Below are 16,876 nucleotides of genomic sequence, written 5' to 3' on the forward strand. Positions count from 1 at the left end.
CTCAAGGTGACGCTTGTCACGAACGGCAGACGTTCTCGAATAGCGGCGTGCTTGATGCGGCGTCCCGCTAGTGATCTAGTGGATGATGAAATCAAGGTGAACTTCAGCAGCCGTCTCATGAATGTTCGATCGCTCCTATGCAAGCGTCTTTTGTGGGTCTGAAAAGGACGCGCGGCGCTGTAGAGAAAGAAATGCGTGCACGTGACGACCAGCATCCGACATATCGCTAAACTTGCAGGCACGTCAGTCTCTTCGGTCTCGCGCGTGCTCAACAACAGCGGTTACGCCTCGCCGGAGCTCAGGGAGCGGGTCGAGGCGGCTATCCGAACGCTGAACTACACGCCGAGCAAGGGTGCCCGTATGCTGCGCGGCGCACCAAGCCGGATGATCGGACTGATGCTGCCGTCGATTGAAGTGCCTTTCTTCGGCATCCTGGCCCATGCGATCGAACAGGAATTGTTCCAGCACGGCTATCAGACGCTGATCTGCAGCACGGCGGAAAATATGGACCATGAGGTGCGCTATATTTCCATGCTGCTCGCCCAGCGCGTCGATGGCGTTATCGTGGCAAGCGCCTTCGGCAGCATCGAGCATTTCGGGGTGCTACGGGACGCTCGCATTCCGATCATCGCCATTGACCGCGAGCTGAGCGGCATTGCCGACGATGCTGTCATGGCCGATCACGAGGAAGGCGGACGGCTGATGGCGCGCCATCTGATCGATCTCGGCCATCGGGCAATCGCCATCGTCGGCGCGCCGGCCCACAGCCAGCCGATCCAGCTTCGCCTGCAAGGCATCACGGCCGAGATGGCGAAAGACGCCATCGCGCCCGCCATCGTGGCGATGGCCGAAGAGCACAGCTTTGCAGAGACCTACCGGCTGGCGCGGGAGCTGCTGGCGTCTCGACCTGAGGTCACCGCGATCATCGGCACTACCGACGTTTCGGCGATTGCGGCAATCCATGCCATCCAGGATCGCGGATTTTCCGTTCCGAGCGACTATTCGGTCGTAGGCTTCGACGACCTGCCGGAGGCAGCCTACGTCTTTCCACGGCTGACAACGGTCGCACAGCCGATCCGCGACGTCGGGCGGCAGGCAGCACGGCTGCTGGAAGCGCTGATCGACGAGCACCACACGGGAGACGAATCTCGACAGGGTGCGATCGTAAAAGTGCCGGTCACGCTGATCGAGCGCGATTCCACCGGTCTCGTCCGCAACTGAGGTCGGACCCCGAAGCTAGGGCCGGACGATGACCTTGATCTCGCCTGGCAATGGCGCGCTGCCCACCACCTCGGCGACCTCCTCGAGACCTATGGTTTTGGTGACCAATGCGTCCAGTTCCAACACCCCGCTCGCGACCATTGCCGCAGCACGCGAATGAGTGAAAGGGTTGAGGTAGGCCGGCCTGATGTCGACTTCGTTGACCAGCAGATCGAAGGGCAGAACCGGCACCTCGACACCCGCCGGCGTCACCCCGAAAAGCACAAAAGTGCCACCGCGCCGCGCCATTTTCAGCCCGTTTTGAAGCGTGTCGCTGACGCCGGCGCACTCGATGACCACGTCGGCGCCGCCTTTGGTGACCTCTCGAACGGAAGCGATTGTGTCTGAACCGGCCGGGTCGAAGGCGTGCGTCGCCCCCAGGCGCAGAGCGGTTTGGCGTCTCGATTGCTGCCGCGTGATCAAAATAATCCCGCCTGCCCCAGCCAGGCGGGCCAGTTGCACCATGAGCAGGCCGATCACTCCCCCGCCGAGGATAGCGACGCTGTCGCCCGGACGGATCTTTGCCTTGTCGATGGCGTGGATACAGCAGGCCAGCGGTTCACTGAAGGCGCCGTGAACGGGATCGAGGTCAGCCGGCAGGACGAAGGCCTGGGCCTGTGGCACCGCCACATATTCGGCAAAGCCGCCATCCCGTGTCACACCGATGGCAGTCAAGCTCTCGCACAAGTTCGGCCGCGCCTGCGTGCAAGCCCGACAGGTGCCGCAGGCAATATTCGGGTCCACCGTCACAAGCTCACCACCGGTAAAGCGGGTAACGGTATCGCCGATCGCTTCGACTATGCCGCAGAATTCGTGGCCCAGCGTCACGGGGATAGCCGTCGGATACTCACCCTTGTACATGTGGCGATCGGAACCGCAGACGCCGGCCACTGTAACCCGGACAAGCAGCTCGCCCGGGCCGGCAACCGGCTTCTCGACGCTGCGCATGGTCAAAGACCCGATCGACTCTAAACGTACAGCTCTCATTCCACCCCTCCAGACCACAAGTGATTGTGCTGATCACACGTCCGCCCCGCGGCATCGACCATCCCGGGCACGGCTCAAGCGCTCAGCTCATGACATTGCCGCCATCGACATTGTAGCACTGCGCCACGATATATGCTGCATCGGGCCCGGCCAGGAAGGCGGCCATGGCAGCTTGTTCTTGGGGGGCGCCAAATCGTCCGGCGGGCACGGCGGCGGCCACGCGGCGCTTGACGTCGCCGGGTTTCAAACCTTCCCGGCTGCCGAGTTTTGCATCGACGACGTCCCACATCGGCGTATCGACGACGCCGGGAGCGATGGCGTTGACGTTGATCCCGTAACGGATCAGCTCAAGAGCGCAGCTTTGGGTGATGCTGATGACGGCCGCCTTGGAAGCGCAGTAAGCCACGGCCGGTCCTTCGCCCCGGCGCCCAGCCTGGGACGAGAAGTTGATGATGCGTCCACCTTCCCCTCTCTCCACCATGTGCCGGGCAACGGCCTGCGTCATGAAGATCAGGCCTTCGATATTGACCTGAAATACCTTCGCGGTCCGTTCCCGGGATATTTCCAGGATGGACTCGACGTCGTAAATGCCTGCGGCGTTGACCAGGATGTCGGTCTGACCGGCGGTGGCGATGGTGAAGCGTACAGCTTCTTCGATGCTGTCCTGGCTGGTCACGTCAAGCGCCACACCCCAGGCCTGCGGGCCGATCGCTTCGGCGACCCGTGCGCATCGTTCACCGTCGAGGTCCGCCACGACAACCCTGGCGCCTTCGGCGGCAAAGCGTTCGCAGACCGCCTTGCCGATGCCGCTCGCTCCTCCTGTAACCAATGCCACCTTGCCGGAGAGCCGCGCCGTTTCCGTATGGGTCATCGCACTGCCTCCCCGGTCGCGCCTAAATCGGCAAAGGCGCCGTGCGCGGCTGCCATAATGAATAGCTTCATGTTTGCTCCTCCCCTTTTGACTGAACGATAATCGGAGCCGCCCTCCTGAGGCCGCGCCAATGGGCTAAGCGGATTCCGGGTTCGTCTCCTTCGCCTCGCAAATAAGGACAGACATGTCGGGGATGCCATCGGTGGCCGTCGCCCCCTTGAGGCAACGCGCAGCTGCGGCATGGGCGACGGCGCAGATATGCTCGACCGGCCAGTTCTCATGCAGGCCGTAGAGCACGGCGGCGCAGAAAGCGTCTCCTGCGCCGACGGTACTGACGATGTCATCGGGATCGACGGGTCGTGAACGCGTCATGATCGGAGAAGCGTCGGGCGAAAACCAGAAGCAGGTTTCCGGCGCATGGATGATCGCGCCCTTGGCGACGCCCGCCGCAAGCAGGCGCTCGCCCGCTTCCAAAAGCCCCGCCTCGATCAAATCTCCCTTCGCATCGCGAACGATAACGCCGGTTGCCCGCCCCGCCTCCATCTCGTTGATGATCAGGAAATCGCAGAAGGGCAGAGCGACGCCGACCTTGGCCGCAAATTCCGGGTCTTCGCTCGATACGAAATCCACGCAGGTCGTCAGGCCGGCGCGCCGCGCCGCTTCCAGCAGGCGCGATGCTCCCGAACGGCCGTCAGGGCCAATGCGGTCGAGACCCGGCAACAGCATGAGATAACCGAGATAGAACAGCCGGTAGCCGGCCGTGGCGAAGACCACGGGTGAGACAAGCTTGTCCGTGACGGCATCGTTGGCGCCACCATGATAGAAGAAGGTCCGGTTCTGGCCGGGCACATTCATGACATGCGTATGCGCCGTCACCCGGTCGGCAAGCGCGGTGAGCCCCCCGACATCGACGCCGGCAACCGCAAGACGGGCCTTGACGATCTCTCCGTCCTGATCGGCGCCGATGCATCCTGCTGCCGCCAGCTTTCCCGGAAATCCGAGCGAGGCCAGATCGGTGACGACGTTGGCCGCCCCGCCCCCCACGCCCAGATCCTGGTGCAGGATATGCGCGAGATTGCCCTGTTCGGGCCAATAGGACAGGGTGTGGACGCGATCGACGATGAAGTTTCCCGCGCAAACGATGCCGCCCTGCTTTTGACTGTCGCGATCGTGAACCTCCTCCCCGGCTCGCATCAGCTGACTCCTTCGTTCCACAGAGGTCTCAGCGGCGGCTCGTCTTCCTTGATCGCGGCAAAGCGTGCGATCGGCTCCAGAAAGAAATTGTCGCTGTTGTCGTCGTTGACCTGGCTGACCTCGCCGACAAGGACAGGTCCGCCGCCTTTCTTGCCGTAGAAGCGATGGTAAAGCCCGGTGCGGATCGTCACGCTCTGGCCCGGCCGGAGAACCAGCGGCTCCCATGCCGCGAGCCGGTGCGGTAGCCCGTCTACCGGCACCGTCACATCCTCCGTCAGCACATTGCCATCGGCATCGGTTGCGGCGAATTCGATGACGAGATCGCCGCCGGCGCGATTGATGATGTCTTCCATCTTCGCCGCATGACGGTGCGTCGGCGTGAGCTGCCCTTCCTCGACGAAGAGCAGCTTTTCGGCATAGGTCCGCTCACCCCAGATATCAACGATGCCATTGCGCAGGCAAAACAGCACGAGGCCGCATTCGGCGAAGCGGTTCGAGCCGAAATCGGTGACATCCCAACCCAGCTGATGGGCGCGCAAATAGGCTGAGGCCTCGGGATGAGCGGCAAAATCGGCCGCCGTCCAAGAGCCCCATGCCGGCAGGGACCAGTGCCAACGCTCGAGAGTCTCGGTTGCCTGCAGCAACGCGGCGTTGATCTCGGAGCGCTTCATCAGGCGGATGCCCCGTCATAGTCGACCGGCACCACGACGTCCTCGCGGCCGGATTTGAGGGCTGCCGTCAGGACCGCATGATGCGCCTGCGCCTCCGCCGGGGTCGCGCAGCCGAAATCGTTGGCATTGCCGCCGGCAAGCTCATCGACGAAGGCCGCCCACATCTGCTGTATGGCGTCGGCAAAACCGAATTCGAAGATCTTGCCTGTTATGGCTGGAAACAGCGAGCCATAACCAAGATCCTCGGTGCTCCAGGCCTGGGCACCGCCATTATAGTCCATCCACTGCCACTGGCGCGGCGACTTCGTGCTGAAGAACGCGCTCTTCTTCATGCCGAGAACCCGGATGTACCAGGTGTTAGATTCGCCGGGCGCGATGCGCCAGGTTTTCAGCACCATCGGGAAATCCTGATCCCCGGTGCGCACACGGCTGCTGATCGTGGCATTGTCCCAGGTGGTGCAGGGCAGCATGCCGCCCTTGCCGTCAGGACGTTCGGTGACCTTCTTGACCAATTGCGCATGCAGGGTCGTCGGGCGCCAGCCGAGACGCAGCGGCACGTGCAGCACATGCATGCCGAGATCGCCCATGCAGCCATAATCGCCATTGACCTCGGCCATGCGCTTCCAGTTGATCGGCTTCTGCCGGTCGATATCCGAAGAGTGCAGGAAACCCGCCTCGACTTCGATTATATCCCCCATCTCGCCGCTTTTTGCGAGCGCGATGACCTTCTGTGCGCCGGGGAAGAAAGGCATTTCCGAAGAGCAGCGGACCAGGAGTTCAGGATGCTCGGCGAGAACCGCCATGATTTCCCGGTTCTGAGCGGCGTCCATGCCGAAGGGCTTTTCGCCGAGAAGATGCTTTCCGGCCTTCAGAATGTCGACGTAGAATTGCTGGTGCAGCACATGCGGGACAGCACAATAGACCGCATCGACCTCGGAATTGGCCAGAAGCTCCTTATAGTCGGCGGTGAACTGCCGAACGGTCGGCACATGATCCCTGAACCAGTCGAGCAGCGTCGCATTGGTGTCGCAGACGGCGACGATTTCCGGTCGCGCGTTCACATCGGCCAGATGCAGCCAGCGCGCCGCAGCGCTCGCGAACTCGCGCCCCATCAGACCGCAGCCGATGACGCCGAAGCGGAATATTTTCGTCATGACATCTCCTCCCAGACGCGCGTCAGCCAATATGCAGCGAGGCTTGCTCGACGGAAGCCTTGTCATGGACGATTGCCATCAAGGCCCGCGTCATGCCGCCGGGATTGTGATGCTGGATGACGTTGCGGCCATAGACGATGCCACGTGCGCCCTGCTCCATCAACTGCTTGGTGCGGATCAGGATTTCCTGATCCGAAACGCGACCGCCGCCGCGCACGAGCACCGGCAGGCCTTGGGCGATCTCGACCACGCGGTGATATTCCTCGACATTGTCGCAGGGGTCGGCCTTGATGATATCAGCGCCGAGTTCGGCCGCCTGGCGCACGAGCGGCAGGATCTTGTCGATCGCGCCGTCGACCATGTAGGCGCCCTTGGAATTGTCCTGCATGACGAGCGGCTCGACCATCAGCGGCATGCCGTAGATCTCGCATTCGCGCTTCAGGCTGTTCACATTGCGCACGCAGGCGCGGTAGACCTCCGGCTGGTCCGGCAGCATCAAAAGATTGACGACGACACAGGCGGCATCCAACGCAACGCCCTGTTCCACCGCCCTATCGATCATCTCGGAAAACAACTGAGACGGCAGGGGATTGCCATAGATGTTGGCGATGTCGGTGCGCAGCACCAGTGCCGGGCGATGTTTGCCCGGAATAGCCTGCAGAAGGGGTGCCGTCCCCGGCGGAAGCTGAATGGCATCCGGCGCCGCGTCCGCGATCACCTCGATCGCCGTCTTCATGTTCTCGATGCCGGAAAGGAAGGTTCGTTCATTGAACATGCCGTGATCGATAGCAACGTCAAAACAATTTCCAGACACGCCGAAAAGTCGGTTCAATCGCGCGGATTTCATCAAACTTCCTCCCAATATGGTAACGTTTCCACATTTGGATAAACGCAGCAGGAATATGAGTCAAGATAATGTGGTAACGTTTCCATACTGGTTTCCAGGTGTGGACGAGGTGCCGCTCGCACCTCGTCCGGGACCGACTACCAGCAGGTGAACCCTGCATCGACGTTAACGATCGCCCCGGTCATGAGGCTGGCGGCGCCCGATGCAAGGAAGAGGACCGCGCTGGCAACCTCCTCCGGCGTTCCCATTCTTCCCATCGGCGTGTCGGCGAGCCAGAGCGGAATACGCTCGCGATTGGCTTCGACGGCCACCACCATCGGCGTTTCGATGTAGGTAGGCGCGACGGCGTTTACCCTGATGCCGTGATGCGCCCACTCGGCGGCCAACGAACGCGTGAGGTGATGGACCGCCGCCTTGGAGACGTTATAGGCCGTCTGAGGCTGGGGCCGGTTGCAGATGTGCCCCGACATCGAGCCGAGGTTGACGATGGCGCCGCGTTTCATCGAAATCATGGAACGACCGAAGGCGCGCGAGCACCAGAAGACGCCGTTGAGATTGACGTCCATCATGCGCAGCCAATCGGCGTCGGTGAGATCCTGCGCCGGGATGCCGCTTTGGCCAATTCCGGCATTGTTCACCAGGATGGTCGCCGGCCGCCCGCCATCGGCAAGCTCGGTTGCGATTGCGTCCATTCGGGCCGCGTCGGTGACGTCGCCGACCCGGACTTCGATGTCGTAGCCTCGGTCGCGCAGCGCAAGCGCTTGCTCAGCGTCGGCCTCGCTGCGTTCGATGACGACGACGGCGGCGCCCGCCTCCGCCAGCGCCTCGGCGCAGCAGAGCCCAATTGCGCGCCCTCCTCCGGTGATCACCGCCCGTTCGCCGTCGAGGCGAAATTTCTGCTGGTAGCTCATCTCACGTCTCCTCAAATGTCAAAGGCGCTTGGCAGCACGACGATATCGCGGATGGTGACGTTGCGCGGCCGGGTCAGCATGAAGATGATCGCGTCGGCGACTTCCTTGGGCTCGATCAAGGCTCCGGCCTCCTTGGCCTTGCGAAGGTTTTCCTCCGGCCAATCCGCAAGCAAAGCGCTGATCACCGGCCCTGGAGAAACCGATCCCACACGAATGCCACTTTTCAGAAGCTGGCGCCGCATCGTCTGGACAAAACACGTCATCGCCCATTTCGACGACGAATAAACCGGTTCCCATGGAATCGCCGAGTGTCCGGCGACGGAACTGGTGACGACAATGTCGCCGGTGCCGCGTTCGATCATGTGCGGAATGACGTTTCGAACGTTCTTGATGACGACATTGACGTTGAGATTGAGCATCCGATCGATGGTATCGAGATCGGTCTCCATCAGGTCGCCGCCGATATAGGTGCCTGCATTGGCATGCAGGATATCGAGCTTGCCCGTCTTCGACAGGATGCCCTCGAGCAATCCCGCGCACTGGTGCGGATCCAGCAAGTTGAGCACCAGCGGAATAGCGCGCTCGCCAAGCCGGGCACAAACCGTCTCAAGGGCCTTCTCATCGCGGTCCACCAGCACGACCGTCGCGCCAGCTGCGAGCATTGCCTCCGTCGAAGCGAGCCCTATTCCGGACGCAGCACCCGTGACCGCCGCGATCTTCCCATTCAATTCCGTCATCGATTTTTCCTCCTGTCTTGATCCTGATTGTCAATTCTTCGCGACGCCGCAAGCGGCATGATAGTCCGCAAGACTCTTCGTCACTCTCCAGATCAAAACCTGTTCCGGATCGAGCGGCGCATCTGCGAAATCCTGTGCGGCCGGCATGTGCTGCCAAAGCAATGGCAGCGGTACGGTTTGCCCTCGAAGGGCCTCGCACAGCTGTCGGACGGCATCTTGCGCTTCAGCCGACGCCCAATAATAGCGGATGCGGTCAGACAGCGAATAGTGCCGCAGCCAGCGCATCTCGGCGTTCGTGCCGTGGTAGTGGCGGCTCCAATTGCCCGGCTGATCGAGCATCAGCGCTTCCATCGCCTGGTAGAGCGGACGCTGGCCGTAATCAGGCAAAAGGTCCGAAGCGATCGCATCCAGCGCGTAGAGCGCCTCGCGCAGGACGAAAGTCAGCTCGGGACCGACCTTCAGAATGGGAAAGCCGTCCTCCACCAGGGCGGTCAACGGCCGGGTCCCCTGATAATCCGTCGAGTGCGCCTCGAAGACGAACTGCGGCTCCTCGGTGAGCACCGATTTCAGCGCGTCTATCTTGCTGCGATCATAATGGATGACATTCTGATTGCCGAACTCGACGCCCGGCTGAACGACCAGACCGATGGCCCGTCCAATCGCTTGCCCGAGTCCGGCCTCCGCAAAGATCCGGCGGTGGACTCCGATCGTCTTCAGCGCCGCTGCGGCCGCCGTCGGTTCGATCGTTGTCAGGGCGTGGTCGGCTCCACCCGGCGGTGGCACTTCGGTGCCGATGACGTAAACCGGCATTGCGCCGCCGCTCTTCTTCGCCGACGCCTCGGCGACCGCCGCAAGCCGGGCGGCGCGATGGGCGGTGGTTTCGTCGTCGAGCGCCGCCGGCTCGCCCCTGCAGCCCATCGAGGCGTCGAGGTGAAGCTTGCGAAACCCTGCCTCGACATAGGCGGAAACCATCTTCTCCGCCTCGGCCATGGCCTCTTCGGCCGGGCGGTCGCGCCAAGGATTGGGGCCGAGGTGATCGCCACCGAGAACGATCAGATTTTCGGGGCACCCCTCCTCGACTGCTATTTTGCGGACGAGGGACGCGAAGTCGCTTGGCGTCATCCCGGTGTAGCCGCCGACGTGGTTGACCTGGTTGCAGGTCGCTTCGATCAGGACGGTGCTTGCCTGTTGCCGCCCGTGTCGGAGTGCTGCTCGAAGCACGATGGGATGGGCCGAGCATACGGAGGTCACGCCTCTGGGGTGGCCTTCGATCCTCAGCCTGGCCAGTTCGTTGAGATGCACCTGCATCACGGGCGCCTTTCCGTTGAAGCGATAAACGCGTCGAGTTCTTGCTGAGTGCCGGCACCTTCCATCGGACCGAGGACCGTCACGTTGCGGGCGCCGGCGGCGGAGGCATAGGTCAGAGCTTGCTGCGGAGACATTCCGAGCCGCCGGCAGGTGAGATAGGCACCCCCGAAGCAGTCGCCGGCGCCGGTGGGGTCGACCTCTTGAACGACAAATGCCGGAGCGTCGATGCGGTCTCCGTCTCTGCCGAAATAGGTCGCGCCTTCGGCTCCGCGCTTCAGCACGATCTCTTTGACGCCCACCTCGAACAAGCGGCGGATCGCGTCTGCCTCCCCTTCGACACCTGCGGCACGCTCAAGCTCCTCTCCGGACGGCAGAAGCAGATCGGCGGCAGCGACAAGCTTGGAGAAGCGGCGCTCGGTATTCTCATCCAGCTTCAATTCCTTGCGAATGTTCGGATCTACCGAGAGCGTTCCCCCGCGTGCCTTGACGATGTCGACCGCCTTGTCGATCACCTCACGCGCACTGGGGACCGACAGCGCGGAACCCATCACGTGAAGATGCCCGCTCCGATGGATGAGATCGCCGACCGTTTGAGACCAGCCGAAGCGCGCAGCTGCTGATGTGGCGATGTTGTAGACGAAATCCCGGGAGCCATCCTTGCGGTAGCGAACGAAAGCGCTTCCCGTGGGATAGTCCGGATCGATCGAGATCGTCGAAACATCGACGCCGTCGCGTTTGAGGCGATCGGTATTGACACGACCGAAATCGTCATCGCCGACGGCGCCGACCATTGCGGCCTTACCGCCGAGGCGGCCGCATTGGGAGATGAAGATCGCCGGCGCTCCGCTCGCGAACGGACCGACGAGCGGCTGGGCTTCGAGAAACCCGTCTCCGACCGTCGTGGCGACGATCTCGACGAGGATCTCCCCTACGCAAACGGTGGGACCAAGCGGGTCCGGAGCCAGTACTGAAGTCATTTGCAATCCTGCTTTCGATCGTTCTTGTCGTCAACTCGTCGCCGACTGGATCGGCGCACCGTCCTCGCCGCCGAATTCCTCGCTCTCCAATGACAGAAAGCGCTGGTGCAACATGCACGCCGCCCCGAAGGCGGAACCGAACTCCGCATCATCGTCCACGACGATGTCAGGCGTGGGGAAAGGTATGCTCTGGCCCTCCGACATGTGGACCGCCACGCGGGCGGCCACCATCGGGTAGAGGGATGCCACGGAGCCACCCAGCACGATCCTGTCGGGGTCGAGCAAACGACAGGCCTGCAGCAATGCGTAAGCGAGATGGCGCGACCAGGTTTCGGCGATATTGACCGCGGCCGGGACGCGATCATGAACGTCGCCAAGGAACTCCTGCAGATCGACGTGCTTACGTCCAATAGCCTCGCGATACTGCCTGATCAGCACTTCGCGACCGATCAGCTGCTCAAACTTCTGACCGCCGCTTCCCGGCACCAGAGTGTGGCCGATTTCTCCCGCCAGGCCGTGGCCGCCCCGGAACAGTTTGCCATCGATCATGATGCCGCCGCCGACGCCGGTTTCCATCAGCAGGAACAGGGTCACGCCTGAGACGCCGTGACGATAGCTGTCGCCGATCGCAAAGGCGTTGGCGTCGTTTTCAACCGCGATCGGGACGGTGGCCGGGAAAGCAGACCGCCCAACCTCCTTCAACGACACCTCCCGCCAGCCGATGATGGGTGCGAGGGTGACGATTCCGTCCGGCCGGATGTGGGCCGGCGCCGATATGCCGAGACCCTTGCACCGTCCGATCATCCCCTTCGCCATTGCGCCTATGATCAGCTCGACGCCCTGCGCCACGGCCTCCTCCACGGTCGACGACGGCGTGTCGAACGCGATTTTCCGACATGCCCGGACTTCAGCGGAGAGATCGACAACTGCAGCCGATATATGCTCGACGCCAATCTCTATCCCGACGAAGAATGCGGCATCGGGGACAAGTTCGAGCATGATGCCCGGGCGCCCGGCACGGGAATGTTCCAGGCGCTGCTTGCCGCTCTCGTCCGACTCCTGAACGAACCCGCCTTCCGTGAGTTCGGCGACGATCTCTCCCGAGGACGAGCGATTCATCCCGAGCTTCCGGGCGAGATCCGCCCGGCTGAGGCTTCGGTGGGCATAGATCGTCTGCAAGGCGGCGACGATATTATTCTGCCGGATCCTGCGCGGCGAACTTCCGATGGAGACGGTGTCGTTCATATTTCAATTCCCTTCAGTCGGCCCAACCCTTACACGACTGGAACAGGCTGTCAGAGGGATAATCAGGGCCGCGCGTTTGTGGCGCGGCGGCGCTTGGCCTCGTCATATTTCAGCTCGATGTAGCGCTTCGCGTGCGCCGCGAGCGGATCATTATCCTCCCAGGTGTCGCGCCAGATCGCGCAGGCGAGCGACAGGCCTTCGTCCACGACCGTCGTCGAGAAGCTTTCGAACACGATGTCGCGCTTGTAGTCGATGTCGAGCAGAGCGTCGAAGATCAGATCGAAGTTGATGACGCCGTCGCCGAGGTAACCGCGGTTGCTCTCGCCGATGTGGAAGTAACCGATCTTGTCGCCGGCCAGGCGGATCGCCGCGGCCGGATTGGCTTCCTCGATATTCATGTGGAACGTGTCGAGGTGGAGACGGACATGCTCCGATCCGGTCTCGGCGATGAACTTCAGCCCCTGCGCCGCCGTATTCAGCAGGTTCGTCTCGAACCGGTTGACAATTTCCAGGACGAGGTCGACGTTCGCTTGCCTCGCGACTTCGGCTGTCGCGGCGATCGCGGCGACGCTGTTGTCCCAGCCCCTCTTCGTCGGCTGGCGATTGTACTTGGTGTGCGCGGAATAGAGAATTCCACCCAGCTTGTTGCCGCCGATATCACGGACCGCACGAACGGCGTCGGCCAGCGTCTGCTTGCCGGCAGACACGGCAGAAGCGTCCTCGCTCGATACGTCCCTGTCGAGCGGCAGACCCATCGTCACGCCAATCTCGACGTCAAGCGACTGCGCAAGCTTTGCAAGTCGATCGAGATTGAATTTCTCGGGGCGCAGATAGGCAAATTCGATGGTGCGATATCCGTGTTCGGCCGTCTTGTTCAGGGCCATCTCCAGCCCTTCCTGCGTTTGGCCGCCTGTCCATACAAATGAATGGATACCCAATCGACGCATAGCCTTTTCCTCCAAAAAATGCCTTTGGCTGTGGACAGTGCTATGCCATTTAGTTTGGCAAGACAACAAATAATTTTAACGGTAATTTTTGTGCTGCTTTGCGAAATTACCTTGCAATGCAATATATTACACTTCTTGCGATTTGCATCACACCCTCCGCCGGAAATTAGTTTCTGCAAAAATCAATGGGATAGATCAACGATTTGCATGTTTAGACAACAAATGTTGCGTCGCCAGTTTTTTTGGCCTACACAAAGGACCGGCGAAATGATCTCGCTGCACTTTGGGAGGATTGAAAATGAATTATGCTTTGAAGGCCAGCGCGCTTGCGCTGACGCTCGGCCTCGCCACGACTGCTTCGCCGGCCTGGGCTGACTTCTGGTCCGACGCCGGCGCCAAATTCAAGGGTGTGACACTGCACGGCGTCACCGAGAGCACCCCGCCATCGAACTACATCAGGACCGTGCTCGCTCCGGAATTCGAAAAAAAGACCGGCATCAAGGTCGACATCGAGACGACGTCCTGGGATCAGATGTATGACAAGGCCATCAAGGACATGGAAGCCAAGACCGGCATCTATGACATGGTCTATATCGAGCAGGACATCATCTACTCCTATCTGGCCAGGAATTTCCTCGTCGACATCACGAAGACGCTGAAAGACCAGCCGGATCTGAAGGCGCCGACCTACGACGACGCCAATTTCACCAGCTTTGCCGACTACTTCAAGGACTCGAGCGGCGATCTCTTCGGCGTTCCGATGGAAGCCTTCCTGAAGGCGTATCTCTATCGCAAGGACCTCTTCGACGATCCGAAGATCAAGGAAACCTTCAAGAAGGAAACAGGCAAGGACCTGAAGCCGGCGACCACACACGCGGAATATACCGAGATCGCCGACTTCTTCACGAAGTACGGCAAGGACAACGGCATGGAGCTCTGGGGCACGACGGCTCAGGCACATACAGGCCATCCGGCGTCCTGGTATGAATTCTTCGAGTCCATCGTGCCGACCTTCGGTGTCTACAATTGGGGCATCGACGCCAAGAACAACTATGCGGCGACGGTCGAACATGGCGGCGCGATGAACAGCGACAAGGCGAAGGCCGCCTTGAAGTACTGGCTGCACCTGCGCGACATCGCTCCTCCGGAATCGACGCAGTCAACCTGGACGGAAACTGCAACGACCTTCGCCGCGGGCCGTGTCGCCCAGGGGCTGATCTATGGTGAGAACGCCGCCTGGATCGCAAGCGATCCGGCGCAGTCGAAAGTGGTCGGCCAGGTCGGTTTCGCTCTGCCGCCGCTCGAGCCCGGCGTGCTGGACGACGCGAAAGCCGGAAAGGGTTATATCGGCTACTACGATGGCGGTGCCTTCGGCGTGCCGGTCACGTCCAAGAACAAGGAAGCGTCACTGCTGTTCCTCGAATTCATCGGCCAGAACGAAGTGCAGCCCGATTGGGCGATCGCCGCACCGCGCATCACCAATACGGCGACGTTCGACGATCCGAAGGTGAAGGAGATGGACGTCAAGCTCGGCGGCTTCTATACAATGCTGAAGGACGACGGCAAGCTCTTCGCCGGCGCTCCCCCCTACCCCTTCCATGCGCAGGTGCGTGAAGCGACCGCGCCTATCTTCTACGACATCCTGACCGGCAACATCGGGCCTGATGAAGGCCTCGACCAGATGGCGGCCAAAGCCGAAGAAGAGCTCACCTCGCTCGGTTATCGCAAATAAAGCATCCTCCCCAACTGACGGGTCGTTCCGACGACCCGTCACCTTTCGCTCCTGATGGAGCGGACGTCCACATAGTGTTCAATGGGGGATAGGCGATGCATTCGCAGAAGCTCGGGTGGCTGTTGCTGTCACCGACCATAGTGATCCTCGGACTGTTCGGGATATTTCCGTTCATTTACGTCCTCTGGGTCTCTTTCCATTCATGGAACCCGTTCGCTGCCAATCCGGGCATGATCTTCAACTGGGCTGAGAACTATCGGCGGCTCGTCTTCGACCCGCAGTTCCTGGCATCGCTCGGCATAACCCTGGCATTCGTCTTCTTCGCGGTCATCTCGGAGCTGGTCCTCGGCTACATCCTCGCCCAGGCGCTGCTCAAGGACTTTCCCGGAAAAGCGGTGTTTCGCACGATCCATACTCTGCCGCTGATCATGGCGCCGATCATCGTCGGCTCCGTCTGGAAGCTGATGACCACGCCGTCGATCGGCATCATTCCCTATCTTCTCAGGAGCTGGTTCGGCTACGATCTGAATATCGGCCAGAGCGCCGTTGCGGCCTTCACCGTCACTGTCATCATGGATATCTGGCACTGGACGCCGCTCGTCACCCTCTCGCTGATCGCCGCACTTGTCTCGCTTCCATCAGACCCGTTCGAGCAGGCGCAGATCGACGGCGCCGGCAAGAGCCAGATCTTCTGGCACATAACGCTGCCCCTGATCCGCCCGGCCCTGCTCGCCACGGTGTTCATCAGGCTGATGGACGCACTGCGCACCGTCGACGAAGTCCTGATGCTGACCGGCGGCGGCCCGGGCTCATCGACGCGCTACATCGGCGTCCATATCTTCAGGGAAGTCTTTCCCAAGACGAATTACGGCTACGGTTCGGCGATCTCCGTCATCGTCCTCTATCTCACCATCGTCGTCTGCTGGCTGCTCTATGTCGGCCTGATTGCACCCCGCGTGAAGAGAGGTTGAAGCGATGAAGACCCGTTTTCCCTGGCTTCCGGTCGTCCTCTGGACCTTGATAAGCTTCGTCACCCTTTTCCCGATCTACTGGCTCTTCGTCATATCGGTGAAACAGCCGTTCGACCTGTTTTCGACGCCCGATGTCATTCTCCGGAGCTTCTTCTGGAAGAATTACCAGGACGTGCTGACCAATCCGACCTTGCGCGGATACATGCTCAACTCGCTGATCATTTCGTCGGGCAACGCGCTGCTCGTCACCACGCTCGGCTTCCTTGCCTGCTACGCCCTGACGCGCTTCGACCTCGCCGGCAAGGAAAGCATCTTCTTCTGGACGATCACCAACCGCATGGCGCCGCCGGCGGTTTTCCTCCTGCCGCTTTTCCTGCTTTTGACGCAGGTCTACAGGATCGGCGACTTCTCGCTCGCCGATTCCAAGTTGGGCATGATCCTGGTCTATTGCTCCTTCAACCTTCCCTTCGCGATCTGGACGCTGCGCCCGACCGTGGAAGGCATTCCGAAGGAATTGGACGAGGCGGCCTATATGGACGGCGCGAGCCCATGGACCGTGCTCTATGATATCATCTTTCCTTTGGCACGGCCCGGACTTGCGGTGACGCTGATCCTAACCTGGGTGTTTGCGTGGAACGAATATCTGCTGGCGGCGACGCTCACCAACTTCCATGCGCGGACACTCACCACCGGCCTGTCGGAATATGTGACGACGACGGGGACGGCCTGGGGCATCATGGCCGCGATCTCGATGCTGACATTGGTTCCGGCGCTCATCGTCTTTTCGGTTGTCCAGCGTCACATCGTCGCCGGCCTGACCTTCGGTGCCGTGAAAGGATGAAGCGATGACGTCTCAATCAGAAAATAACGAACCCAAGCCAGGCTTCCTGCCAATCGAAACGAACTGGTTCGACCGGCTCTTCATCTCGATCGTGATCTGGGTCGCGCTCTCCCTGTTTTGGATGCGGTTCATCGAGCCGTTCGGGCTTTCCGTATGGTTCGCGGCGGCAATCTCGGCAGTCCTTGGCGCCTATATCGTCTGGAAGGGATGAGGCGATGAATTC

17 protein-coding genes are annotated in these 16,876 nt (G+C 61.2%); 5 read left to right on the forward strand and 12 right to left on the reverse strand.

From position 1 onward, the window contains the following. Positions 1-201: 201 nt before the first annotated feature. On the forward strand, positions 202-1,221 hold the full coding sequence (locus tag RWJ89_RS15205; protein ID WP_316031086.1) for a LacI family DNA-binding transcriptional regulator: 1,020 nt from the start codon (positions 202-204) through the stop codon (positions 1,219-1,221). Positions 1,222-1,236: 15 nt separating this feature from the next. On the opposite strand, the gene RWJ89_RS15210 is transcribed toward RWJ89_RS15205, so the two are convergent. From RWJ89_RS15210 to RWJ89_RS15265, 12 genes are all read right to left on the reverse strand, one after another. Next, positions 1,237-2,247 carry a zinc-dependent alcohol dehydrogenase family protein gene (locus RWJ89_RS15210; RefSeq protein WP_221966276.1) on the reverse strand — a complete coding sequence of 337 codons (1,011 nt, stop codon included), beginning with the start codon at positions 2,245-2,247 and terminating at the stop codon, positions 1,237-1,239. An 82-nt stretch (positions 2,248-2,329) separates the two neighbouring features. Continuing rightward, positions 2,330-3,118 (reverse strand): L-iditol 2-dehydrogenase, encoded by a 789-nt coding sequence (locus RWJ89_RS15215; RefSeq protein ID WP_316031087.1) that lies wholly within the window; start codon positions 3,116-3,118, stop codon positions 2,330-2,332. A gap of 135 nt (positions 3,119-3,253) precedes the next feature. Then, on the reverse strand, positions 3,254-4,312 hold the full coding sequence (locus RWJ89_RS15220; RefSeq protein WP_316031088.1) for a carbohydrate kinase family protein: 1,059 nt from the start codon (positions 4,310-4,312) through the stop codon (positions 3,254-3,256). Further along, positions 4,312-4,983: a D-lyxose/D-mannose family sugar isomerase gene (locus RWJ89_RS15225; RefSeq protein WP_316031089.1), complete on the reverse strand. Its 672-nt coding sequence runs from the start codon at positions 4,981-4,983 to the stop codon at positions 4,312-4,314. Before RWJ89_RS15225 ends, RWJ89_RS15220 begins: the two co-directional genes overlap by 1 nt. Further along, on the reverse strand, positions 4,983-6,137 hold the full coding sequence (locus RWJ89_RS15230; RefSeq protein ID WP_316031090.1) for a Gfo/Idh/MocA family protein: 1,155 nt from the start codon (positions 6,135-6,137) through the stop codon (positions 4,983-4,985). The genes RWJ89_RS15225 and RWJ89_RS15230 overlap by 1 nt, the downstream gene beginning before the upstream one ends. 22 nt (positions 6,138-6,159) lie before the next feature. Further along, positions 6,160-6,984, reverse strand: coding sequence for a class I fructose-bisphosphate aldolase (locus tag RWJ89_RS15235; RefSeq protein ID WP_221950478.1), 825 nt, complete (start codon positions 6,982-6,984; stop codon positions 6,160-6,162). Positions 6,985-7,121: 137 nt separating this feature from the next. Further along, on the reverse strand, positions 7,122-7,895 hold the full coding sequence (locus RWJ89_RS15240) for an SDR family NAD(P)-dependent oxidoreductase (RefSeq protein ID WP_077977539.1): 774 nt from the start codon (positions 7,893-7,895) through the stop codon (positions 7,122-7,124). An 11-nt stretch (positions 7,896-7,906) separates the two neighbouring features. Beyond that, entirely contained in the window at positions 7,907-8,632 is a 726-nt protein-coding gene (locus RWJ89_RS15245) for an SDR family oxidoreductase (protein WP_003545418.1), read from the reverse strand. A gap of 30 nt (positions 8,633-8,662) precedes the next feature. Continuing rightward, positions 8,663-9,940, reverse strand: coding sequence for a D-tagatose-bisphosphate aldolase, class II, non-catalytic subunit (locus tag RWJ89_RS15250; RefSeq protein ID WP_316031137.1), 1,278 nt, complete (start codon positions 9,938-9,940; stop codon positions 8,663-8,665). Further along, positions 9,940-10,917: a tagatose kinase gene (locus tag RWJ89_RS15255; protein WP_131642146.1), complete on the reverse strand. Its 978-nt coding sequence runs from the start codon at positions 10,915-10,917 to the stop codon at positions 9,940-9,942. Before RWJ89_RS15255 ends, RWJ89_RS15250 begins: the two co-directional genes overlap by 1 nt. A 30-nt stretch (positions 10,918-10,947) precedes the next feature. Continuing rightward, entirely contained in the window at positions 10,948-12,162 is a 1,215-nt protein-coding gene (locus RWJ89_RS15260) for an ROK family transcriptional regulator (protein ID WP_077977533.1), read from the reverse strand. 62 nt (positions 12,163-12,224) lie between these two features. Next, the gene (locus tag RWJ89_RS15265; RefSeq protein ID WP_017958932.1) at positions 12,225-13,109 is read right to left on the reverse strand and encodes a sugar phosphate isomerase/epimerase family protein; all 885 of its coding nucleotides are present in this window, start codon (positions 13,107-13,109) and stop codon (positions 12,225-12,227) included. A 298-nt stretch (positions 13,110-13,407) separates the two neighbouring features. Here RWJ89_RS15265 and RWJ89_RS15270 point away from each other — a divergent pair, with 298 nt between their 5' ends. From RWJ89_RS15270 to RWJ89_RS15285, 4 genes are all read left to right on the forward strand, one after another. After that, on the forward strand, positions 13,408-14,841 hold the full coding sequence (locus RWJ89_RS15270; RefSeq protein ID WP_316031091.1) for an extracellular solute-binding protein: 1,434 nt from the start codon (positions 13,408-13,410) through the stop codon (positions 14,839-14,841). Between the two features lie 95 nt (positions 14,842-14,936). Then, positions 14,937-15,812 carry a carbohydrate ABC transporter permease gene (locus tag RWJ89_RS15275; protein ID WP_027666335.1) on the forward strand — a complete coding sequence of 292 codons (876 nt, stop codon included), beginning with the start codon at positions 14,937-14,939 and terminating at the stop codon, positions 15,810-15,812. Positions 15,813-15,816: 4 nt separating this feature from the next. Next, positions 15,817-16,653, forward strand: coding sequence for a carbohydrate ABC transporter permease (locus tag RWJ89_RS15280; protein ID WP_017958929.1), 837 nt, complete (start codon positions 15,817-15,819; stop codon positions 16,651-16,653). Between the two features lie 4 nt (positions 16,654-16,657). Then, complete coding sequence (locus tag RWJ89_RS15285) at positions 16,658-16,864, forward strand: DUF2160 family membrane protein (protein ID WP_003545406.1); 207 nt, start codon at positions 16,658-16,660, stop codon at positions 16,862-16,864. The last annotated feature ends 12 nt before the right edge of the window (positions 16,865-16,876 follow it).

The organism is Rhizobium sp. 10PS4 (assembly GCF_032464805.1).
Classification (GTDB): domain Bacteria; phylum Pseudomonadota; class Alphaproteobacteria; order Rhizobiales; family Rhizobiaceae; genus Rhizobium; species Rhizobium laguerreae.